General features: G+C 45.4%; 15 protein-coding genes. 11 read left to right on the top strand and 4 right to left on the bottom strand.

Annotation, left to right across the window (positions count from 1 at the left end; genetic code table 11):
• Window positions 1-6 precede the first annotated feature (6 nt).
• The 4 genes from CS948_RS12765 to CS948_RS12780 form a co-directional block, all read right to left on the bottom strand.
• The gene (locus CS948_RS12765; RefSeq protein ID WP_141560946.1) at window positions 7-1,026 is read right to left on the bottom strand and encodes a hypothetical protein; all 1,020 of its coding nucleotides are present in this window, start codon (window positions 1,024-1,026) and stop codon (window positions 7-9) included.
• Window positions 1,027-1,103: 77 nt separating this feature from the next.
• Entirely contained in the window at window positions 1,104-4,742 is a 3,639-nt protein-coding gene (locus CS948_RS12770) for a SusC/RagA family TonB-linked outer membrane protein (RefSeq protein WP_176555046.1), read from the bottom strand.
• A 126-nt stretch (window positions 4,743-4,868) separates the two neighbouring features.
• Window positions 4,869-6,002: a FecR family protein gene (locus CS948_RS12775; RefSeq protein ID WP_099292111.1), complete on the bottom strand. Its 1,134-nt coding sequence runs from the start codon at window positions 6,000-6,002 to the stop codon at window positions 4,869-4,871.
• A 402-nt stretch (window positions 6,003-6,404) separates the two neighbouring features.
• Window positions 6,405-6,980 (bottom strand): RNA polymerase sigma factor, encoded by a 576-nt coding sequence (locus CS948_RS12780; protein ID WP_099292112.1) that lies wholly within the window; start codon window positions 6,978-6,980, stop codon window positions 6,405-6,407.
• Window positions 6,981-7,106: 126 nt separating this feature from the next.
• Between CS948_RS12780 and CS948_RS12785 the strand changes: the two genes are divergently transcribed.
• The 11 genes from CS948_RS12785 to CS948_RS12835 all read left to right on the top strand — a co-directional run bounded on the left by CS948_RS12785 (window position 7,107) and on the right by CS948_RS12835 (window position 25,037).
• Window positions 7,107-8,474, top strand: a complete 1,368-nt coding sequence (locus CS948_RS12785) for a TlpA disulfide reductase family protein (RefSeq protein WP_099292113.1) — start codon at window positions 7,107-7,109, stop codon at window positions 8,472-8,474.
• A 23-nt stretch (window positions 8,475-8,497) separates the two neighbouring features.
• The gene (locus tag CS948_RS12790; RefSeq protein ID WP_176555047.1) at window positions 8,498-9,577 is read left to right on the top strand and encodes a TlpA disulfide reductase family protein; all 1,080 of its coding nucleotides are present in this window, start codon (window positions 8,498-8,500) and stop codon (window positions 9,575-9,577) included.
• 11 nt (window positions 9,578-9,588) lie between these two features.
• Window positions 9,589-11,034: a TlpA disulfide reductase family protein gene (locus tag CS948_RS12795; protein ID WP_176555048.1), complete on the top strand. Its 1,446-nt coding sequence runs from the start codon at window positions 9,589-9,591 to the stop codon at window positions 11,032-11,034.
• Window positions 11,035-11,387: 353 nt separating this feature from the next.
• On the top strand, window positions 11,388-11,966 hold the full coding sequence (locus CS948_RS12800) for an RNA polymerase sigma factor (RefSeq protein ID WP_099292116.1): 579 nt from the start codon (window positions 11,388-11,390) through the stop codon (window positions 11,964-11,966).
• Between the two features lie 251 nt (window positions 11,967-12,217).
• Window positions 12,218-13,414, top strand: a complete 1,197-nt coding sequence (locus CS948_RS12805) for a FecR domain-containing protein (protein ID WP_099292117.1) — start codon at window positions 12,218-12,220, stop codon at window positions 13,412-13,414.
• A 33-nt stretch (window positions 13,415-13,447) separates the two neighbouring features.
• Window positions 13,448-16,237 carry a SusC/RagA family TonB-linked outer membrane protein gene (locus CS948_RS12810; protein ID WP_099292118.1) on the top strand — a complete coding sequence of 930 codons (2,790 nt, stop codon included), beginning with the start codon at window positions 13,448-13,450 and terminating at the stop codon, window positions 16,235-16,237.
• 12 nt (window positions 16,238-16,249) lie between these two features.
• Window positions 16,250-17,632, top strand: coding sequence for a RagB/SusD family nutrient uptake outer membrane protein (locus CS948_RS12815; protein WP_176555049.1), 1,383 nt, complete (start codon window positions 16,250-16,252; stop codon window positions 17,630-17,632).
• A gap of 35 nt (window positions 17,633-17,667) precedes the next feature.
• Window positions 17,668-21,177: a SusC/RagA family TonB-linked outer membrane protein gene (locus tag CS948_RS12820; RefSeq protein ID WP_099292120.1), complete on the top strand. Its 3,510-nt coding sequence runs from the start codon at window positions 17,668-17,670 to the stop codon at window positions 21,175-21,177.
• A gap of 12 nt (window positions 21,178-21,189) precedes the next feature.
• Window positions 21,190-22,689, top strand: coding sequence for a RagB/SusD family nutrient uptake outer membrane protein (locus CS948_RS12825; protein ID WP_099292121.1), 1,500 nt, complete (start codon window positions 21,190-21,192; stop codon window positions 22,687-22,689).
• A 32-nt stretch (window positions 22,690-22,721) separates the two neighbouring features.
• Window positions 22,722-23,444, top strand: coding sequence for a DUF4843 domain-containing protein (locus CS948_RS12830; protein WP_176555050.1), 723 nt, complete (start codon window positions 22,722-22,724; stop codon window positions 23,442-23,444).
• 12 nt (window positions 23,445-23,456) lie between these two features.
• Entirely contained in the window at window positions 23,457-25,037 is a 1,581-nt protein-coding gene (locus CS948_RS12835) for a PKD-like family lipoprotein (protein WP_099292123.1), read from the top strand.
• Window positions 25,038-25,172 lie beyond the last annotated feature (135 nt).

Raw genomic sequence — 25,172 nt, forward strand, 5'->3', positions numbered from 1 at the left:
TTTATATTAATAAAGGTATTGCGGTGCAGCCTTGATATTTAAGGTAATGTATCCTTTTTTACCGGGCACGATTTCTTTCACTTGGTAAACGGCAACTTTGTGTTCCTTTTCCGTCGTGTTTGACGGCCAATTCAAGTATCTGTACATGGACATAATATAAATACCTTCCCAAGTGGGATGATTGGTTGCATTGCTACTTGTTGGATTACCGTAACTCGACAGATCCGTGGTGTATTGATATTCATCGATATATTTCGGTGAGGCATTGATTATATGTTGTGCGAATGTTATTCCGTTGATTTGTTCCAACGCCGGAATTTTATAAGAGGCCATCGCTTCAAATGTGTTCGTGAGATTTAGCCAACTTGCTGTGTAACTTTGTACACCTGCTAGGGGGTACAAGTGTTGTTCTTGATAAGAGCTGGTTACTTCATCCTCTTCACCATAGAAATAACATACATCGATGTGCAAAAGTTCTTCTAGGTTCATTTGGCGTACTTGTTCCAATGTAAATACTTCACCTGTGCTGATGTTTAGGAAATTACCGTATTGAGTATTTCCTTGTGCGCCTAAAGTTACCGTGTAAGATTTTAACTCGTCCGCGATCAGAATTGTTATTGTTTTATTAATCAACTGTTTCGGTTGATTGTTGTCTTTGCAAACTACTTGAAAATTATACGATTGATAATGCGATCCTCTTTCCGGCAGATAGTCGTTGGCACAGAACGAGTAAGTGTATCGGTTTTTGTTTTGTAGTTCGGTCGAGTCCATCGTCAATGGAAAATCGGGTAAATACACTCCGGCATTGTCCTTGATATATAATTCTTGAATGATGCCTTGGTTCGCGATAAATTCCACGTCAACCGTGATTTCCTCGCCGGGTGCGACGATAATGGAATCTCTTTCGATGCCGTTTAATTTCACGACCAACCCCGGACGAGGAGGCAACTCGTGGAGTTCTTTTACGCATCCTTGACAGAGTGTCAGCAGGAGGCTAATGATTAACAGATAGTTTCTTGTTCTCATAAAATTGGTTTTAAGGTTTAATAAATGATCTGATAATTTGTCTGTCATTAATTTGATTTTAGGTTTATATTCTTGGTTTAAAAAATAAATTCTGCACTGATGGAATAATTCCGTTGTCGCTTCATCGTCGGGGAATATGATTCGGCATTCATGTTCATGACTTCCGGATCTTGTCCTCGTAATCGATGATTCTTGATAATAAACGGGTTAGTTACCGTTATGCCGAGGTTGATATCTGCCACCCGGGTAATGCTTGTTTGATAATTCAGTGACATCCGATTGCACCGTAAGTGACTGGCGGAGACAACACGTGCCGTGCTCCGGTTGTACAATGAATAACGGTACACGGCGTTGTAATCCCCCAAACTCAACGAGTTATCCGGGAGATAAGCGGATATATCTTCATCGGTTATTTGCAATGCCGGGATATTCGTGAATTTCTCGTCTCCCGGTTGTTGCCAGCGGTTCAACAATTCGGTGGAAGCGTTTTGTGCGGCATTCGGGATGGCAAGCATCCCGCTGGCGTTACTCGTCATGAACGGGTTGAGTCTTTTGTAGTGCCCTAGTTGGTAATTGAACATGGCATTCAGCGAGAACCGCTTCCATCGAATAGTCGTGTTCAGTCCCCCGGACACGCGGGGTTCGCTGTCCCCGCTGTAAACAAGATAATCCAGTAGGGAACCGGACACTTTTTGCATTTCTCCACTGATCTGGTCTATGACCGAGAACAGGGGAGCCCCGTTCTTGGGGGATAACCCGATGAACGGGACAGACCAAAATCCGGATACGGGGAAGCCGTCCAAGGCGGCATTGCCATTCGTGAAACGTTCAAGCATTGGTTCGTCGGTATAACTTTTTTTCAAAATGTCTTTCATGTAAGCCATCGTGAATGCAATATTCCAAGTCCAGTCACGAGTGGATACCGGGGTGGCTTTTATTTGTAATTCGTACCCTTCGCTGGCGATAGCCCCGCTATTGATGTACATTTTGCGGGAACCGTTCTCGATGGGAATCTCTTTCTCGACCACGATATCTTCGGTTTCTTTTTTGTAATAATCAAATGATATATCCAGTGTATTTTGGAGTAGAGACAAATCCAATCCCAAATTCCATGATATAGTTTTTTCCCATTTCAGATCGGGATTGGGCAATTGTTCCAATTGCAAGTAGTTTTCGTTCGTGATCGGATCGCTCGGGACATGACTGACTAATGCTTGCGGCGAAACGTTGGTAACGACGTTTCCCTGTCTGCCGTGGGAGGCTCGTAGGGTTGTTTCATTGATCCACGATTTTGACGGGAACCATTTTTCCCGGTGGATATCCCAACGGACTCCGGCAGACCACACGGGATAAAAACGATTGTTCGTGCGTTCCCCGAATCGATTGGAAGCGTCATTCCGGACGTTGATGCAGAGGGTGTAACGGCTGTCGTAAGTGTAGCCGATTGTCCCGTACAGGGAGAACGTGTTCTCCACCCTGTCGATTAGAGTCAGGTCGTGGTCGTCCGGCAAGGTATTGTACGATTCTGCAAGTTCAGTGCCGGGGAAATAATCTTGTACCGATCGGAATCTTTCCGCCGCGGAGGTGTAGTCGTGCGTGAACGTCTTGTTTTTGCCCCGCTCGTATCCCCATTCGATACCTTGTTTCCCCGTGTATTTGTTTTCGCGTATTTCGACGCCGACGGTTGCTGTCAGAGAATGGTATACCGCTTCTCCCCACGTTTGCCGGAAATCCAATTGTCCTTTCAGCGTATAAGATTGGCGGGTATTTTTCATGTAATCGAGTACACCGCCCGAGGGAAGCGGACTGATATATGGTATCAGATCATCCACTTCACCGGAACTTGTAGTCCCGTAATCGGCACCTCGTAAAAGAGCCGCGTTCCATGAGCGAGCGTCAGCCCACAACTCGCTGTCATTCGAGCCTTGAGACCATGCAGGGGTAACCGTCAGATTCAAATAGGGCAGAGGCTTCCACGTGAGATGGGCACCCAGATTTAATTCCGAGGTTTTGTTGTCATTGCCCGTGTATTCCAGTTCATGCAACAGGTTGAAATGAACGTCATTTCTGGTATATTGTAACACGCCATTTTTTCGGTATGATAATAACACCGCTTTTCCGTTCGAGTAAAATTGCTCTTTAGCGATCGCGCGACTCGTGGTTAAGGCGTATTGTTCGGGATTGATTCCCGTGTAGTAACCGGATGTCGTGATATGGTAACCGGAAATATGGAGCGCTAATTTTATTTTGGGGGATGAATTGAACTTGAAGTTCAACATTCCGGTGTAAGTGTTCCTGTCATTCCCGATATAGGAACTGTTTTCTTTACGATACCCGAAAGAGGCGTAATAAGCCATTCCGTCTTTCCCGGAACTGAAATTCAAATGATAGTTTTGGCTAATCGCCGTGCGTCCCAATGCTTTGAACCAATTAGTGTTCATTTTTTCAAGCCGGGTTACCTCTTCGTTAAATTCGGCATAGGAAATGTCTTTGTTGATCATTCTCAGGTATGCCGCTTCGTAACCGATCTCCCGGGGAAAAGCCGGCAAAGAGATACCTGTCTCGATGATTTCTTTCGATAGCTGTACGCGTTGGGCGGAGTTCATAACCCCGGTATTCCTGTATGTCGGGATGGGACTGAACGTGATATCGCCACGGAATCTCACGGTAGGCCGTTGCTCGTCACCCTGTTTCGTGACGATGACAATCACCCCGTTCGATGCCCGGATTCCGTAGATTGCCGTGGCGGACACATCCTTCAACAAGGTGATACTGGCAATATCGTCAACATTGATACCCGAAAGATTGTTTCCCATGATACTGGAGCGGGCTGAGTTTGTCAAGTCGTTGTTATTCAATAAGTCATATAACGAGTTGCGATCGAACGGCCAGATATTCTCCCGGATGATACCGTCTATCACGATCAAGGGTTCCGGGTTCCCGACAATAGTGGAAGTGCCCCGGACTTTCATGCGTCCCGTGGCTCCTATATTCCCGGAAGGAATCATCACTTCCAACCCGTTTATGGCTCCTTGGAACGCTGCCTCAAGTGACGTACTTCCCGGCGTGCGTATGTCTTTGCCTTTTACCGTGGAGGTCGCCCCCGTCATTTCATTCTTGGCGATCATCTGGTACCCGTTGACAATCACGTCCTTTACCTGCGACACGTCGTTCAAAAGAGTGATCCGGTAATCGGATTCGGGGGAAACGGGCGTGTAGTTCGTTTTCTTCCCCACGTGACTTGCGATCAGAATTGCCCCCGTGCCTTCCGGGATACGGAGGATGAAACATCCGCTTTTGTCGGCGACGGTGCCCCGTGTACTGCCTTTCACCAGAATCGTGGCGGAGGCAAGCGGGAATCCGTCTTCGTCCCGAACGATCCCGGTGATTGTACGCATGGAGGGGACTGGCTTTTCCTGCCGTTTCGTGATAATAATGGTTTGGTTGTAAACACGGAAAGTCAGAAAAGTCCCTTGCAGGCAATGCTCCAGAACTGCCTGTAATTCCATGTTATCAAGATTCACGGACTTTAGGGTTTGTATTTCTCTCACGTCTTCCATTTTGTACACCATATCGTGTTTTGTCTTTTTCTTTATCTTTTTTAGTATTTCTTCCAGTGTGGCATTCTTCACATGGATGCTGATTTTTTGAGCCCACGCTTCCCCGGAAGTCCCCAACAGGACTAACAAAAACGTCAGTAGCATAATTTTTTTCACACCCATTACTTTTATTCGTTAGGAAAACATTAATTTATTTCATAGCTTTGTAATGGTTTTAAGGGTTAATTTATTGGTCAATAATTTAATCTGTTAAGTCGGGAGATGTGTCACCATTTCCCGATTTTATTTATATACTCGGATTTCATTGCCTTCTTTTTTGAACTTTACTCCCGTCGCGAGGTGGAGTATTTTCAATATCTCGTTATATCCTTTATCTCTTTGTATGGATATAAAGCATTTGATATCTTTTAATTCCGGGTTATCGAAAACAACATCCAGTGCGAAACTTCTTCCGATGATGGTCATGATCCTTCCTAACTCGACATCCTCGAAAGCAAATTCGCCTCTCGTCCATGCTATCCGCTCTGCCGTATCCACCGAATCCACTTTCAAGATGTTTTCCTGTACATGGAAACAGGCTTGTAGCCCCGGTGTCAGTACGGTTGTTTGACCAAGCGTATCCGAAGGCGTATGGCAGGTAACGGCAACTTTCCCGGTAAGGAGGGTGGTTGTTGCCGTCGGATCGCCGGGATATGCAGTCATGTTGAACGTGGTTCCTAATACTTTCACGTTCATGACATTACTTTTGACAATGAACGGGACACCGGAATGTGTTACCTCGAAGTAGGCTTCGCCGGAAAGTTCTACTACGCGGGATGCGTTGTCAAAAGTAGAAGGAAAAACAAGTGTGCTTCCCGCGTTCAGGTATACGTTTGTTCCGTCGCTTAATTGCAGCGAATATTCTGTTCCTTCCGGTACAATCAACTTGTTGGGAGAAGTAGAAGGGGAATCTTGTGCTTTTTGATAGGAAACTTTTCCCGCGTCGGAATTGATAATCCTTGTGCCGTTGTAATCCAGTTGCACTTGTCGACTCAAATCAACTTGACGTCCGTCGTCCAAGATGAGGTAGGCACTTTTTGCCATGAGTTCGGTCTTGCCCGTTGATGACCTTGTGCTTTGGTAAAGATAATAACCGATTCCGAATATCAGGAAACAAGCAACAGCGGCAACGTACTTGTAGAGCACGGGGAAGCGCCGTGCCGGACGGGTAGCGGAAATGAATTTCCGCAGAGCCTTTTCCGTGTCGAAGCTGGCGTGTAGCTTTATATTTTCGTGTAGCTGTTCGGGGATACCTACTTCCTCGTGCAGGTAGGGACTGTCGGGTGCCACCTGTTCCCAATTGCCTTTTGTCAAGGCTTCCTCGACTTGACGGGCTATCTCTTGGGCTTCTTTTATTTTATCTTCGACCTTTTTCATGTCTGTATTTTTATGAATAAAACAACTGACATAAGGAAAGTGTCTAAAAGGAATGGTGTTTTTTTGTGATTTTTAAATTTGCGTATAGGAATAACTGTACATTATTATAGGTAATCCCCGCTAGAACTTACCCGTGACGGGGATATTATTTACCATTTTTTTATAGTTCAGTGGGAGATACTTCTATCATACTTCTATCATACTTCCATGAAACTCCTATAACAATAAAAAATATTGTATTTTGTTTGTAATTGGATTGTTGTTCTTTTAAATTATTCCCCATGTAGGTGTCTTGTCGCGGTAAAATAAAGGTAGTATATTCACGGGAATACTTCAGTTTTACATGTGAAAGTCCAAGCGGAGTGTTTGTTTTTTTGAGAGAGAACAAGTGGTTGTCAGGGATTAGTGTGTCTGTTGCATAAAGAGGATGAACAGGGCGTATAATTCGGGCGACACTATTTTTTTCAAAAGGGCGATACCCCGTTGTTTTTGGGATCTCACGGTGCTGGATGAGGCTCCTGTCAAAGTAGAAATTTCCGTGCTGTTGTATCCTTGCATCACGAGTTCCATGATTTTGGCGCATTCCGCGGGGAGTTGACGGATATAGTCGGACAGGAGGCTGATGATTTCCGTTTCTACGATGGTGTTCCACGTGTTCTCTTCCGTTTCTTTCGGTTTTTGGGTTTGTGCGTGTTCAAGCACTATATTGTGATGTTTGATGTAATTTAAACAACTGTTGCGGGCGGAGAGATAGAGGTATGATTTCAGCGCCAAGTAGTTTTCAAAATGATTATTTTTTTCCCATAAACGTACAAATATGTCTTGGGCTATGTCTTCGGCAACGTCCATGTCTTTCAATATTTTGCCGGCGTAATAGGCAATATCTTGAAAGTATTCCCGGAACAAGAGTTGAAATGCCTCGTGGTTTCGTGCATTCAGTCTGTTCAAAAATGTTATATCTGTTTCGGATGATTTCATACCGATGCAAACTTATGGATTTTTGTGCTATTTTGTATCAATTGGTGGGAAAAACTTTTAGACACTTTCACGGGGTGAGTTGTTTTTAGGATGTGACAGATAAATCAACCTTAAAACCAAATTTTGATGAAGTACTTGTTATTTTGTTGCCTGTTTATCGGGCTTTTTTCCACGGGGCAGGGGCAACCGGCACGTGTGAAACTGGACGTGAAAAGTGATTGTATCGTGAATCACGAGGAAAAGCGTTATGAATTAAAGGCGGGGGATACATGGGATGTCGTGCTGGAGGGGATGCCGTGTTACGGGGAGGTGTTTCGGGTGAATTTCCACGATTATTATTTTTTTCTTTGCCCGGGGGAGTGCTTGGAAATTGTTTTAAAAGAGAACAAACGAGTGGAAGTGAAAGATGACGGGAGTTTGTGTGCCGAACGGAATTTGTTCCTTCACGAGATGGCGGGTTTCCAGCAAGAGTTTTATTATGCCAAGGCGGTGCCGGAATTGGTATCTGAGAGTGTACGAGATCTGACGCTGGATGGCGTGTGTGATACATTGCACGCTCGTTTGGAACGTTATCTAGGGATGCACCCGGGGGAGGCGAAAGATTTCGGGAAAGTTATTCGCACGGAATTGAAGTATTACCGGATGTATGAAGCTTGTGGAGCGCGTGGAGGGAGGAGAACGTTTTATGAATTTCCGGGGGAGGTGTTGCAACAGTTGGCGGAAGTGATTCCGGATTCCAAGGATAAGCGGGTGATCTGCTCTCCGACTTACTGGAAGGTGTTGAAGGTTTATACCGATTATTTAAGGGTGGAGGATCCTCGCCGATTGTTGGGACCCGGGCGGCAGATGTACGAGAATGAGGTACGGCTGGCGAAGTATTATGCCGCGAAAGAGATAAGGGAGCGGCTCGTGTACGAGAATTTTCTTGATGTTTTGTACTGGGTGAAACCGTATGAACGAGAGAGCGTGGAGAAATGTATCCGGCGTTTGCCTTCCCGTTACGCGGAGTTTATCCGGAAGAATTTGGACAAGCAGGATGTTTCCCGGGCGAAGCGAAAATGGGTAATGCCGGGATGTGTCGTGGAGTTGTCGGGGGAGGACGTGAACGGGGAGGAGGTGAGATTGTCTTCTTTCCGGGGTTTTTGGATATTTTTGGATGTATGGGCAACATGGTGTGGGCCGTGTAATAGCGAGATACCCTATTTGAAGAAGATGGAGGAAAAGTTGCGGGGAAAGAACATCGTGTTTGTGTCTTTGTCGGTAGATAAGACGGCTGATCGGGAGAAGTGGAAGAATTTGCTCCGGGAGAAGAAAATGGAGGGCGTGCAGTTGCGTTGGAACGGGCGTGCCAAAGGGGTACACGAGATGTTGGGTATAACGGGAATACCGCACTTCGCGATCGTTGACCCGGAAGGGGTGTTGAGATGGAATAATTTGCCTTTCGTGTCGAGCGGTTTGATTTACCGGATATTACGCGAGGTGGGAGATAAATGATTTTTTAATTTTAAATGAACAGGATGAAAAGTATTATATTATTCATTGGATGTTACGTGTGGTTACTGGTGGGGTGTTCCGCCCCGTCTTATCGTTTAACGGTTTCGATTTACGGGAATGGTAGCGTGCCGGGGGATACGGTTTATTTGTTCGGGTTTGACGGGCAAAGTTATGAAAGGCGGGATTCTGCCGTGTTGGATGAACGGCAGCAAGTTGTTTTCACGGGAGAGTTTTTGGCGCCTGTTTGCGTGGCGATAGGCGTGAAGGGGAAAGGTGCATCAACTGATTTTATATTAGACACGACGGAAATGTACGCTTATAATGTTTTATTGCACGGGAAACCTGATTTTTTTAATTCAAGCGGTTATCGGTTTACACGACGGGATATGGTCGTGGATGGGGGACGGGAGTCTGATATTTTGAGTGCTTATCGTGCAATGGAACGTATGTTTCTTGCCCGGAATGCTTTTTACCGGGAAGTTTCCGTGAAGAACGAGATGTTTTTGGATATGATCGAGGAGAACCCGGATTCATGGGCACTAGTGATGATATTGCACGATATCAAGGAGCGTTTCTCGTTGGAAATGTTAGGAAAAGCTTTAGAGATGTTTACCGGAGAAGACATACGGGAAGATGTTTTTTATAAAAGGATAGCGACTTACCGGGAAAGAGAGTTGAAAACGGTGATCGGTGCCGTGATACCTGATTTTGTTTTGCCCGGGGAGGATGGCGAGAAAGTTTCTATCGCGGATTACCGGGGAAAATACGTGTTGATAGACTTCTGGGCATCATGGTGCGGGCCCTGCATGGGCGAGTTGCCTAACGTGCGGAAGGCTTACGAACTTTTACATGACAAGGGACTGGAAGTGGTAACCATTTCTACCGACCAGAAAGAGGGTGCGTGGAAAGAGGCGTTGCGGAAAAAACAAATGGATGTTTTCATGAATTTGCATGACACGGAAGATGTGTTGAGCCAATTTTTTAACCGGACGGCTATACCGTTTATTTTGTTGCTTGATCCGGAAGGACGGATCATTGCCAAAGAGTTGAGAGGGGAAGATATTTATAATGTTCCCCGGAAAGCGATGAGTACTAATCTATAAACAAGTGAATGATGGAAAAGATAAAATATTGTATTTTGTGCGGAATCATGTTGGTCGTGATGGTGGTTCGCGGGCAACGCGTAGAGATTCTCTATCAAGGGGATGAGCCGTTGTGGATTTCTGAACAATATCAGTTCGTGTGGGATAAAATGGTGCCTTTGTCTTTCGAGAACGGGCGGGCGGTTTATGATGTCCGTTATGCACCCAAGGTATTGAGGTTGGCGACCGAGTCCGGGTTTTCTTCCGTGTTCTTTGTCGGAGAAAAGGAGCGGGTGACGGTTGCCGTGGAAACAGTGGAACCATTGAAAGTGGAGATACGAGGGGATGTGGCAGGTGTGCTTTATTACGAGATCAACACGATAACGGAACAATACACGAGAGAGAAACTTGCTTTGGCAGAAAAGTATATGAATGGGTGGTTGGCGAAAGACCAGAATACGCTGGATAGTATTGAAGATATGCTTCAGGAATTAAGACGTCAACGTGACGGGGAGTATGGCGAGGTGATTCAACGGGCTTTCGGGAAAGGACGGTTGTGGGATATATTAGTGGTAGCGAATATGCCCTTGAGTTTGAAGCACAAGGTGGTTCAAGAATTGGGGGAGAAAGGATACAAGATTCCGGGACGGGTTACAAGTCAATTGGATTTGTACACGAAAATTTATACACCCGAATATGTTTATTGTAATTTGTACTATCCTTATGCGTGGGGCGGGGAATTGAATACTTTGGCTTTGGAAGATGAGAGGGGGAGTGAGTTGGTACGGAAGGTGAGAATGTTGATGCAACAAGAATATTATAATACGGTGTGTAATCGGATTGAGGAACCGACTACTTTGGAAGATTTAAGAAGTGCGTCCGGATTGATGGATTTGAATGATTATGTAGGAGTACACATGGAGTTGCCCGTTCGGGTGAAACGGGATACCTTGTTGGATAAGTTGACCGGGCGCATGGAAAAGATGTATCGTACCCGGTTGACGGGTATGATGCACGAGTTCGTGTCTAAAACGCCCGAGGGAAAGACCGTTCGTTTGTCAGATTACCGGGGTAAGTATGTTTTGCTTGATTTTTGGGCGTCGTGGTGCTCTCCCTGCCGGGGATTGACTCCGAAAATGAAGATGTTACACGAGAAATATCATGTGACGGGGAAGTTTGATATTATCGGTATATCCAAGGACGAGGATCGCGGCAAGTGGCTTAAGGCTTTGGAAGAAGAAAATGTGTCGTGGGATAATATCCGGATGAAAGAATGCGTGGTGGAAAATCCCGTGCAATTCGAGTCCGTTACCGGGATTCCCCGTTTGGTACTGGTTGGTCCCGACGGTACCGTGATATTGGATATCAGCGGGGGTGATCATTGGGATCAGCTCGTCGGGACTTTAAAAAAATTGTTGGATACTACTCCACGTACAACACCAAACCTTTCAAATACTCCCCTTCCGGGTGATAAATAGCAATGCGGGTGTGGTATGGATTATCAATGCTTAAAAAAGATATCCGAGAAGTGTGGATGTAATCGATGGAATATAAAACGATTAAATAAAGAGAAGTAGTCGGAAGATTTTTCTTCCGACTACTTTTTTGTCCCACTCTATTTTTATGCCTGATTATCGTAAAAAAGATATTATATTCCTCCGATGCAATGTAAATCTATACTGTATTGGGTATCATTCTATTTGCACTAAAATAGATAATAATGGTTTTAAAGATAAATTTGATTCTATAAGGTTTTTGTATATATTTGTCCCGGATGTATCTGTTTACATGGTATTTCATGCGACGTGTACGAATTTAAATATCAGAAAGAATGGAAGGTAAATTTACGGACGAGATTTTTTTTCAGAAACTGCAAGAAGGTGATCCGGGAAAATTGAAAGAATTTTTCAATGATTCTTTTGCCTTGTTTGTTGCTTTTGCCCGTAATTATTTGGGACAGGACGATACGTGTGAGGATGTTGTACAAGATACATTTGTAGCCTTTTGGGAGCAACGTGCTTCATTCAAGAATATTTATTACGTGAAGGCTTTCTTTTACAAGACGATACGTCATAAATGCTTGAATTACATCAGACACCAAAAGATTACTTCACGACACGCGAGCGAGGAGCAACAGATGCAGAATGATCTTGCCGATAAATCTTATTTTATCGATACGATCATCCAAGAAGAGGCTTCCCGTATGATTTATGAAGAGATTTTAAAATTGTCAAACATGGGACGTCAAGTAATGTTACTGGCGTTGGACGGTTACTCGAATGACGAGATTGCCGAGAAATTGGGTATTTCCGTGAATACGGTAAGAACTCATAAAGCCCGGACGTATCAATATCTTCGGGAAAGATTAGGTGAATTGAGAATTTTGCTTTTAATCCTGTTTCCGTATTAAAAATTAATTTTACCGGGAGGGAATAGATCGGATGACGAGTGTTAAAAGCAGCAGTTATTAGGGCTGAGTGTGTATTTTATTTATTTTTTTTAATCATGCTGTAAAATTTTATTTAATTGAATTACAGTGTGTTGTTCCTGTATTTGTATCTATGTGTACAAATAAATTCTAATTTTTTTGAAATAGGTGTCGTCTTACTTTTCGACTTGGGTGTTGTAACCGTCGAAAAGGAACAATAAAAAAACAGACAGATGAAAAAGATCGTAGAAGCAATCAAGATTGGCGAGAGTGTGGGAAAGAAAGTGTTGGGTAGAGCCACGGAGGAGGATAACCGGGCGATAGCCGGTTGGGAAGGAGCTGAGGAGAAGAAAGATGAATTGTTTCAAAAGATTTCCAATCCCGATTTTATCCAAGAGAAAGCGTTATTCTACAAGAATTTTGATGTGACGAAAGCGTGGAAAGAAGCCAAAGTGAGAGAACAGGCTTCCACGGGACGCCGTGTCGGAAGACGGAGATTTGTTTGGAGTGCGGCAGCAGCTGTTGCGGTTATATTCTTGAGTGTTACTATGTATTGGATGTTACGCGACGTGAGGGGGGATGAGGAGAAGGACGTGCACCAAACGATAGCCAAAATCGTGCCGGGACGGGGTGTTCCCGTGTTGTACTTGGAAGATAATACCTCGATAGAGTTGAATGCAAGGGTACAATTTATAGAAGAAAAAGAAGGGATTGAGGTTGGTGTGAAAACTCTCATTTATTCCAAACAACAAGCGAAAGTACAGGAAAAGTATAATAAATTGGTTGTACCTAAGGGTGCGGAGTACCATCTGGTGTTGGCGGACGGTAGTGAAATTTGGTTGAATTCGGAGTCCACGTTACGGTATTTCGTGAATGATGTTGATGCGGAGCGTGTTGTTTACCTTCAAGGAGAAGCGTATTTTAAAATTGCAAAAAATGAGAAAAGACCTTTCAAAGTGATTTCCGGAGATCACGTGGTAAAGGTTTTAGGAACAGAGTTTAATATAAATGCCTATGTCGGGGAATCTCTTGTTTACACTACTTTATTAGAAGGATGTGTAGATGTGGGTGTTGTGAATCACCCCGATATTCATCAAGTTTTATCAGAACGAGGCAGACAGAGTGCCTATAACCCGACTAATAAAGGGATCTCGATTCGTCGGGTGGATCCTCGCGTTTACACGGCGTGGAAAGAGGGGTATTTTGTCTTTAATTATTCCACTTTGCGCGAAGTGATACATCAATTATCTCGTTGGTACAACTTTGATTACGAGGCAGATAATTCGATTCTGGATCATTACCATTTCTCTGGTGAGTTCAAGCGTTTTGATAATCTGGACAGTGTGTTGGAAGTTATCCGTTCCACGGGTATCCCTTTCAGCTTGGATTATCGGGACGGTAAAATTATCATCAGGAGGAATAATGTCTAAACATTATTATCTAATTCATTTAAACAGTAACTTATGATTAAACTTTTGCGTGTGAAGGAAAGGAAGTATCCGGGAATTTTTCGTTCGAATGCTTCTGTTCGGGGTCTGTTGCTCGGAATGATTCTTTTAGGGAGCACCGCTGTTACAATGGCTCAAGTGGATTCGGGGGAGAAGGTGCAGAATTCACGGGAAAAGGGGAAGACGTGGAGTGCGGGAGATTATTTTAGCGGTGAGCAATTAAGACGATTTCATCCGACAGACCTGTTAAAGGCTCTTCAGGTGATGGAACCATCTCTGAGGGTGGCAGGTGACGCTGAATTATATGGTTCTGATCCGAATTATGTACCCAAAACGATTGATATACGGGGAAAGAAATCCATACTCGGCTCCGACATGGAGGAGAATGTTTTACCGTTGATTATGGTTGACGGTTACGAAATCTCGATCGATCGATTGGCTGATTTTGATATACATCGGGTAAAAAGCGTGAGTGTGATAAAAGATGCCGCGGCTATGGCGGTTTACGGCATACGGGGAGGAAATGGCGTGATCGTGATCACGACTAATGAAACCCGTCCCGGTACGTTGCGGGTACGTTATCATTTTGACGGGGGAGTGGATATGGCTGACTTGAGTAGTTACGATCTGATGAATGCCAAGCAAAAGTTGGCATTAGAGAAGGAGATGGGATTGTATGACGGGAACGAGGAGTTGTACCGGACACGTTTGAAAAACGGTAACACGAATTGGTTGAAGGTACCGCTTCAGAAGCCTTTCCGCCACAAACACCGTCTGGAAGTGGAGGGTGGTGATAATTCCATGCTTTATCAAGTGTATTTATTGGCAACCCCCGGAAACAAGGGAATCATGAAAGGTTCCAAACGGGATATGTATGCCGTGGGTACCCGTTTGAATTATTCCCACCGAGGGATATCCGTGTCGGATGAGTTGAGAGTGGATGTGATTTATAGTAAAGATTCTCCTTACGGGATTTTTATGAATTATATGGCTATCAACCCGTATTACCGGAAGTATTCTGAGGATGGAGTTGCGGAGGCCGAGTTGGGTAGCGGGACGTTTAATCCTCAGCCTTCTCCGTTTTACGAGACGACGCTGTCCGGTTTTTCCAAGAACAGGACTACACGGGTGATTAATAACTTGCAAGCGGCGTGGCAGATCACGGAGGAATTGACTTTGTCGGGACATTTTGCTTTCTCGAAGGATTTTAACAAGCAAGATCAATTTGTTTCCCCGAAGTCATACCGGTTTATGGGCTTGCCGATCGAGGATTCCGAGTTTGCCGGGGAATATGCCGTGCGTCGGAACAACACGACGGTTTACGAGGAGAAACTGATGCTGAATTACCGGAATGAATTCGGGCATCACCGTTTGAATACCTTGTTGGGGATTCACTCGTATGCCTCTAAAGTGTATAGCGATAATTATACCGGTGTCGGGCTTGCCAGCGATCACATGAATTACATTTCTTTTGCCCAGAAATACGCTTTTGACAGAAAACCGGGGGGAAGGGAATTTCGTGACCGTTTGTTCGGTGGCTATGCCGTGATCAGTTACGATTATGCCGATCGTTATATGGCGGATGCCGTGTTGCGGGTGGAAAAATCGTCCCGTTTGGCGCCCAAAAAACAAGTGGCGACTTCTTGGGGGATTAACGGGCGTTGGAATATTCACCGGGAAGAGATGTTCGCGGGATGTGAATTATTGAATCGTCTGACTCTTCAGGCGGGAGTGGGGGTAGTACCCGGATACCAGTTTGACTATAATCAAGTGAATCCGGTGTATGCTTATGATATCGACAATCCTTATTTGAACGGGATCAAAAATTCGTTGGGGTTGGTAACTCTATCACAGATTAATAACTATAATCCTCGCTTGAAGTGGAGAAGCGACCGTAATTTTTATGTCGGGGTACAGCTGTCCATGTGGGAAAGGATTGATATTCAAGCCCGTTATTATAATACTTTGAGCAAAGATCTGGTGGTATTGAAAAAGAGCGATGTCGTGACCGGGTTTGACGAGAAATGGGTAAATGACGGTGAGATACGGAATTCCGGGTTGGAGTTTTCTTTGAATGCCGGGATATGGAAGGACGAAGAGGGACTTTCTTTGAACCTGCTCGTGAACGGGATCATGAACAAGAATGAATTGGTGACGGTTCCCGATTATTACCGGGAGAAATACAATCAAGCGTACGCGGAAACGGGACGGCAGTTGACGGAGGGTAAAGCGGTGAATGCTATTTATGCCGTGAAATCAGACGGGGTGGATCCGGCTACCGGGAAAGAGATTTATGTCGGTACGAACGGGAAGACCGGCGTGTGGAATGTCGATGATATTACCTGTCAAGGGGATCCTACGCCCAAGCTTGCGGGTAGTTTCGGGTTATCCGGGAATTACGGGAATTGGGATTTTAATTGTATGTTCCGCTATTCGCTGGGCGGAAAGGTGTATAACCAAGAAGCGGCCGAGTTCGTGGATATGGCGGATTTGTACGCCAATGGTCCCGTGCAGATGCGCAACAAATGGCAAAAAGCCGGACAGAATACAAAATGGCAAGGATTTGAGAACACTTTAACATTGCCGACTTCCCGTTTCGTGGAAACCCGGAACGTGTTGTCTCTTTCTTCTTTGCACGTGGGATACCGTTTTGATACGGCTTTGGCGGAAAAGATGTACATGAAGAGTTTACGACTGGGGGTAAGTTGCAATGATTTGTTTTACTCTTCGTCCGCGAAGATGGAACGGGGATTGATTTATCCTTTCGCCCGCGGTTTTACTTTCTCTCTTCAAGCCACTTTTTAAATGAGAATGATTATGAAGAAATATTATATTGTAGTATTGTTGCTTCTTCTGTTTAGTGCTTGCAACGATTGGTTTGATGTTGCGCCTAAGGAGGATTATATTGATGAAGAGGCATTGTTCAGTAGCGAATCCGCTTTTCGGAATGCCATGAACGGAATATATACCGAAATCCGCGATAGGGATTTGTATGGAGCTAATCTGACGTTGGGCGGAGTGGAGTTTCTGGGACAGACGTTTGTCCCGGACGAGGCATTAAAACCGATCTCCGATTTCAATTATGAATCTTCATTGGTTCGGGGAATGGCTTCGGGTATTTGGGTGAAGATGTATCATGCCATTTACTCCTGTAATAATCTGACCCGGCTGTTGCAAAAGAAAAAAGAAGTGGTCTTTGTCGAGGGGTCGCGGGAGATGATGCTCGCCGAGTTGAAAGCGTTGCGCGCTACTTTGCATTATGAGTTGGTGCGTCTTTTCCATCCTTCGGTAACCGCCGATGCTAATTTTAAAGGTGTGGTGTGGATGGAAGGTACGAAGGCAGAGCCTTTATCGTTGACGAATCTGGAACTTGTGACAAAGATTGTGCAGGAATTCACCGCGGCAATCGATGAACTGAAGAAATACGATCCGATTTCCACGGGCGAAAGCTATAACACGGATGCTTTGTTCGGCACGAAGCCGGCAGACCGGGTTTGGAAAATGAATTATTACGCCGCTCTCGGTATGAAAGCACGGGTTTCCCTCGTGTTGGGAACAAGTGCCGGATACACGGATGCACGGAGTTGTGCGGATGCGATAATCGACGACGGGTATTTTGCCTTTGCCACGACGGCGGGAACTGATTTGGGTTTCTCGGTAGAGCATCTCTGGGGATTAGCTCCCGCGGATAAAGACTTTAGCGTGCTTTCAAACGAATTGTTTGCCGAACGGGGCATCCCGTTGTCCGACGTAGTGGATGCGGCGTCATGGAAAGCAAGCGCGGCGGACGATTTGCGTTTCAAATGGTTCAAGACGGATCTGGTTAGTATGCTTCCTAAATTCGATTCCACGAGTTTGGTGAAAGACAGTGAAACGTCGCCCCGTATCCCGATGATCAAACTAGGCGAGGCATATCTTATTGCGGCCGAAGCGGCGTTACAACAGAGTGATTTGGCAGGGGCATACGGTTACTTGAGTACATTTATCAATAAACGTTTTTCCAGAACGACATTGACAGAGCATTCAACCCCGGAGGAATTCCGGGCGGAGATTCGTACCCAGTATGTTCGCGAGTTTTTGGGTGAAGGACAGTTATTCTATAACTACAAGAGGTGGAACCTTTCTTCCATACCGTCTTATACCGGGGGAAGCACGGATATGACGGCTGCCAAGTACACGTGGCCTATTCCCGTGAATTGAATCGGAATATGGAACTATATAAAAGGAACAGAATTATGAAGGAGAAATTATGTAATATATTTGAAGCCGGAAATTCCAAGATGAATATTCGGAAATTCTTCTTGAAAAGTTTCCTGTTTTTATTTCTGCAAAGCTTCCTCGTGATGGCGGGTTACGCGCAGAAAGAAATGGTGAGCTTGGATGTAAAAGACGTGAAATTAGAAACGGTATTCCAGTCTATCCAAGAACAGACAGGATACAAGATATTCTATAATAACGAACTGGTGAACGCGACTCAACTGGTGACAATTCAAGTGACGAATGTCCCGTTGGATACGGCGTTGCGTAAATTATTGACGCCTCTGAATCTGACTTACAAAACGGTAGACAAAACGATCGTCATTTCCAAGGAAGCCCCGGTTAAAACGGGTGTGAAGACCGTGGAGTTGTTCGAGATTACCGGAACAGTCCGGGATCAACAGGGCGAAATATTACCCGGTGTGACAGTGGTTTATAAAGAAACTCCCACTCAAGGAACTTCTGCCGATGCCGAAGGAAAGTACCGCATACGGGTGCCATCCTTGGAAGGGGAGATCGTGTTCTCGTTTATCGGAATGGAAACCCAGACTATTGCTATCAAAGGACGTCGTGTTATTGACGTGAAGATGGTATATAAAGTAGAACAGATTGAAGATGTGATCGTTACAGGATACGGTACGAAAGCGAAAAATAGTTTCACTGGTACGGCTATTCAAGTGAAAGGGGAGGACTTGCGTAACGTGAACCCGACAAATCTTTTTGATGCGTTGAAGGTGTTCGATCCCTCGTTCTCGATCGTGGACGACGAGGGGCTGTTCGGTTCCGACCCGAACCGGGTACCGGATAAGATCGAGATTCGCGGACAGAGTAGTATGCCGGATATCTCGCAAGGGAATTTGCAGACGTACACTTCATTGCCGATTTTTATCATGGATGGTTTCCAGATTTCGGTGCAACAGGTTTTTGATCTCGATATGAACCGGATACAGTCCGTGACCATATTGAAGGATGCGGCGGCGGCTTCCATTTACGGTTCGAGGGCTGCGAATGGGGTTATCGTGATAGAAACCAAGGTGCCGGAGGGTGGTAAATTACGTTTCTCGTACTCTTTTAACGGGAGTATCCAAGTACCGGATTTGTCTTCTTACAACTTGATGGACGCTTCGGAATTATTGGAATATTACGAGAGATCCAATTTATTCACGAACGGGAATAAAGGGGATAACACGGCAACCAATATTTACGAGGATTTGTTGGGTGGAAACCCGGGACGCCAGAATCTCTATATGTTATTGAAACAGGAGGTGGCGAATGGGGTGGATTCTTATTGGCTGTCACAGCCGCTACAAACGGCGATTCAGCATACTCACACGATCATGTTGGAAGGCGGTACCCGTTTCGGGGAAAAAGAGCGTCGTAATATCCGTTATCAGGTAAATCTGACGGCAGCTCCCAGTCAAGGCGTGATGAAAGGTTCCGACCGTAATCGTTACGGGGCGGGTTTGAAGTTGCTGTACAATGACAACCGTTTGCAGGTAACCAGTGATTTGCAATTTGCACTGGTGGACAACACGGATTCTCCTTACGGGAGTTTCTCCACGTATGCCAATTTGTTGCCTTTCTACCGGATGAAAGACGAGAACGGGAAATATTTGCCGATGCTTTCTTATAGTAATATACCTATTTACGAGGGTTTCCCCAGACCGGATTTCACGGGTAATACATTCTCGGAACAGTTGAACCCGATCTATGAGGCGAAATACCTGAGTAGTTTTAGTAAAGGAGAAACCACGAATCTGACATTTAACTTGGGATTTAACTGGGAAGCGTGGGAAGGATTGCGTGTGCAGGGATCTTTCTCTGTGAATAATGTACAGGATAAATCTGAAGTCTATCGTTCGCCGTTATCGGCTGATTTCTTTGACTATACATCGGTTACGGATGGCGAATCGACCAGTGAAGGGTATATATTGAAGAATATCTATAAACGGGGAACTTATAATATGACCAATAGTTCGCAGTTTGATTATTACGGGCGCTTGACCGTGGCTTACACGAAGTCTTTCGGAAGACATTTGTTGCAAGGAATTATTGGCGGGGAGTTGAAGGAAACCAATTCGGAGAGTGACGGTTACACTTCTGTCGGGTTCTTGGATGATGCTTTGGGATATCCCTCGTATGCCGTGCAGTTTGACCCTTATAAGGGACCTTCCGGAAATCGTTCTACCACTCGTTCTGCCGGGGTTTTCGGTAATTTCAACTACTCTTGGGACAATCGTTATCTTGTGGATATAACGGGACGTCTGGACGGTTCTTCCAATTTTGCCAGCAATCAGCGCTCGGCTCCGTTCTGGTCTGTCGGGGTACGGTGGAATATTTATAACGAGAGTTTTATGCGGTCACACGGTATTTTCGAGAATCTGGCGATTCGGGCAAATATCGGAACGGTGGGAAATTCTAATTTCCAATTAAGTCAGATCATGACTCTTTATAACTATATGAAGATGTACGACGGTGTGATGGGTGCGGAGATCATGTCCATCGCCAACCGTAAATTGAAATGGCAGACCACGACAAACCGTAATATCGGGTTGGAATTCAGTATGCTGAAAGGGTTGATGAATTTTGATTTTAACTTCTATTCCAACACGACCAACAACAACCTGACGGATATAGCTATCTTGCCTTCAACGGGTTTCACGACTTATAAAGCCAACATGGGTAAGGTGCGCAACCAAGGATTAGAGTTTGCGTTGAGTGTAACTCCCGTGCGGACGAAGGACTGGCGTGTGAACGTGTTCGTGAACGGGGCTCGCAACAAGAATAAGTTGTTGAGTATTTCCGATGCGTTGAAGGATTATAACGAAACGGTAAAGGAGAACCAAACCACGGGTACGGGAAAGACGAAGTTGGAGCGGGTTTTCATGTTTGAAGAGGGTAAATCACTGAATTCTATTTATGCCGTGCGTTCGGCAGGTATTGATCCGGGTACGGGACAAGAGGTGTTCATGACCGTGGACGGGGAACGGACTTTCACGTGGAATTCGGCAGATCAAGTGGTCGTGGGAAACACGGAACCGGATTTGAAAGGATTTTTCGGTGTGAATATCGATTACAAGCGGTGGAGTTTGGGTATGAATCTTCAATACTCGTTCGGTGCCGACAAGTATAACAAGACTTTATACGAGAAGATCGAGGGAGGTGATTTCTCCCAGAATATGGATCGCCGGGCTTTGAAAGGACGTTGGACGCAACCGGGAGATATTGCCCGATACAAGGGATACAGTAATCTGGCACAGTTGAAGCCGACTTCCCGTTTCGTGCAGAAAGATAATTTCTTGTCGATGACTTCTTTGAGATTGACTTACACGTTGAATGATCGGGATATTGATTTTCTGGGATTGTCTTTATTGAAAGTCAGTTTATCGACGAACGATTTGTTCTACGTGTCGACGATCAAACAGGAGAGAGGATTGAATTATCCTTTTGCCCGCACGTTCTATCTTTCTATTCAAGCTAACTTCTAAAAGGTAGAGATTATGAAAAAGATTAATATACTTGTATTTGTATTGGTTGGTCACTTGTTATGCAGTTCTTGCGGTGATTGGTTGGAAGTGTTGCCACAGTCGCAGATCACGTCGGAGAAAGTGTTTGATAACGAGGACGGTTATTATTCCGCCCTGTCCGGGGTGTACTTGAAGATGGCGGATAAGGATGCTTACGGGAATTCGATGACCGTGTGCCAGTTGGAAATCATGGGACAGACGATGAGTATGGCGCAGGCATCCTTGATAGAACCTTATTATGACCAAGGTGATTTTAACGGTTTCGCTACCTATTACTATCCCTTGCAGACCCGCTTCGGGAATATTGAAAATACGCTCACGGCGATTTGGAAAATGACGTACAATGCCATTGCCAATGACAACCTGTTGTTGGAGAATCTGGAAACGCAGGACGCGGGTTTGTTCGAACCGGGAGCGAAAGAAGTGTTGCTCGGCGAGGCTCTCGCTTTGAGAGCGTATATGCATTTCGATATGTTACGGATTTTCCAACCGCCTTACACGACGGAGGAGGGAAAGACACAGAAGCGAATACCCTATAAGGAAACTTACGGGATGGATTTTACTCCTTCTTCTAATTCCGACACGATATTGAATCGTATACTTGTTGATCTGAAACGGGCGGAGATGATGATGAAGGATAATGATCCTATCTCTTCCGGCAAGACTTATCGGGCTACTTATTTGAGCGGCGACCGGAAGTTGAAGATGAATTATTACGCCGTGAGAGCTTTGCAGGCAAGAGTGTACTTGTGGAGAGGGGATTACCGGGAGGCTTATGATGCGGCAATGGACGTGATCGGGGCGGCGGACGGATTGGGAGTACGTTTCCTGACGATGGATGATTTGAGCACGAAGGACTCGCAGAACGATTACGTGAACCGGAGTTGCCCCATGGAGTATATCTTCGGGTTGCAGGTGGATGAAATCGGTGATTATATCGATTATTATTTCCGTACCAGTTTCTCGTATTTCGAGCGTTTCCGGTTGCAGTCGAGCCGTTATCCTAAATTTTATTCATCGACGGGAGATATTCGTATGCTGGCGTGGAAAAAAGGGTCAGGTTCCAATATGTATCTGGCGAAATACGGACGTGCCACTTTGGAGAAAGACCTCGCTTTGTACCCTCGTCCGGTGGTTTCGATGTTGAAACTGGGTGAGATGTACCTGATTGCTTCCGAGGCTGCGGCTCATGCGGTATCCACGGGAGAGGCGCTCCGCTTGTTGACCGTGTTGCAGTCTTCCCGTTTGGGGGGCGTGTTCACGGGAACCGAAAAGGAGGCGATTCTTGCCGAAATACTGAAAGAGTACCGGCGTGAAATGATCGGTGACGGTCAGGTATTTTACGCCTATAAACGCCGGAATGCACCGGAGATAGAAAAGGGATACTTAGCTTCCGGTGTGATTACCATGAATGTTGAAAAGTACACCCCGGATATTCCGTCCTCGGAATATGACGGCGGACGTGTTTATTGATCGGGTAATAAATAAATCGTAATACAATGAATATGAGAAAGAGATTTATATTAGCGATTATTTGTTTTGGGACATTGTGGGCTTGCCAGCGGGAAGAGATTATGAAAGTGGATGAAGAGGTGGCCAGTCTGAATTTCCCGAAAACGAAATACCTTTCCGAGTACAAGAACGATAGTTTGCAGTTTTTGGCCTTGTTCAATAGCGGCGTGGAAGAAGCCGTACTGTATATTCCGGTTCGTTTGTCGGGAAAGATTGCAGATACAGACCGGAAATACAAATTGCGTATTATTCCGGAGGAGTCGTTCGGGGTGACGGAAGGAAAACATTTCACGCTGGAAACGGAACAGGTATTCCGGGCGGGACGATATATTGATTCTACCGTTTTGAAGATTGATGCGAAGGAGGTGATGAAAGATAAAGTGGACGGACGGTTATACATTGAATTGGTGCCGAACGAGAATTTTGAGAAAGGGATTGATTTCTATCAATACATGATCGTGCGGATTTCCGGGGCGGGGTTGACTTCACAACCTACATTCTGGAACAAGAACAGCTTGGGTAATTACGGTGGTACTTATTCGGCAATCAAGGCGGAAAAGTTTATCGAATTGAATAATATCCCGGCTGCCGATTGGCTGGCGCCTAACAAATCTGTCCTGTTTGCTTATGCCAAGAAAACATACGAGTGGTTTGAAGCCAATCCGACGTATGATAATGGCGAGCGTGTAGTATTTAAGGGTGTTGTTGAATTTTAAAAGGAACGACCTATGAAAAAGATAAATAGATTTATACATGTACTTCTGGTTGCCGTGGTCGGATTCGTGGGGTGTTACGAGGACAAGGGAAGTTACGATTACACGAGTTGGACGGATTTTATCTCCATCACGGGGATTGAAATTCCGGGTAGTTCCTACGGGCGGGTGACGCTCTCGGAAGGTGAAGTGTTGCGCATCAACCCGATCGTGGAATACAAGGCGGGCGTGAAACCGGAGGATTTTGAATTCCATTGGGTGATGGGGGGCGATACGATAGCTTCTACTTTAAATCTGGCATGGACGATCACCCCGACGAACGTGGAGTTATTGAGCGGGGAAGCCTATTTCTGGCTTGCCATCGGTAATAAAAATACCGGGGAAACATGGAAATGTTACGCGACTTCCAATGACGGCTATTATATGGTGAAAGTGAAGATTACGCCGACGGCAATGCCGTTAATTGGTGTGATGGTTTACGAGAAAGCGGACGGGACGCTGGAATGGGGTTCCATACAAGGCTCCAATCCTGCACAACCACAGAATTTCACCACGATATTGACGGATATGTACAATCGCTACAATCCTAGCCGGACGATACAGGGACCGTTCGTGGGGGCAACACTGGACGTGAGTCAGTTATCCGTTTACACGAATGCAGCCCCGGATTACGGGGTGATGATCCAGACGACCAATACCGGGGGATTTCCGTTCGGGAATTACATGGGGACAATTCAAGATCAAACATTTACAAGTGTGCCGACTGCCGCGATCAATGCGAAGCATGGGTATTACAATAGTATGCAGGAGATATTGATCGGGAATGAGTTGTTCATGTTGCCGATGACCAGTTCTTACCCGTATCAGCTACTCGATCCGAATTCCACGGGGAATGAATCGGGGGTGGCACAGGTGATCGGTGCGTTACCCTATACGCGTAACGCTCATGTGACTTTGCAACGAATGACGAATGGCGACGTGTATTATTACAATTACAGTGAAGCCAGAGGCTATATGCGACAAGCGGTGAGCGACGGAAACGGCGGCACGCTGAACGTGGACGAGATTGTCGGGTTGTTCCGTGAACCGACAGCGATTAATGCTTCCGAACAGAATTTGCGGTTCTTTGTTATCGGACGGAAAGGGGCGATCTACACGATGTATATCTATTCGTTTGTGCAATATACTGCGACTCCGCATGTGATAGAGTTCAAACAGGCAAAAGACGTGACCGCTTGGGCGGGAGGTATGAATAAGGATGCCATCTGGTTTACTTCCGTGGTTCCGGTGGGTTGGAATTATGCCTATATCGCGAAAGGTAAGGATTTGTGGCGGTTTAGTTATGAAGGATTGGAAACCCCGACGGTGGTCAAGAGTTTCGCGGATGATATCGTGGAGGTGGTTCCGGTGCCTAAGGCTTCATTGATCGGTGGTGACGAGGAGTTGTACACGGCTGTATTTACTTACAACACGGGTGCGAAAACCAGTTCCATGTATACCGTGAATATCCGGACAGAGGATGTGGCGGAGTATTCTTCCTGCGTGGGGGCTGTGCCCGGTAAAGTGTTGATGTATATACCGTATTTTAGTAATTAAAATAATTTATGGAGGATGTGTCAAAAACTTATCACTATATCAAAAACTCCCTCCCGGCTTCGCCGTACTCCCTCTATAAACAGAGGGAGAGCTGAGTTACTCACTGTCTTCGGTAAGAATCACCAGCTCCTCCTC

The organism is Butyricimonas sp. Marseille-P3923 (genome assembly GCF_900184685.1).
In the GTDB taxonomy this organism is placed as follows: domain Bacteria; phylum Bacteroidota; class Bacteroidia; order Bacteroidales; family Marinifilaceae; genus Butyricimonas; species Butyricimonas muris.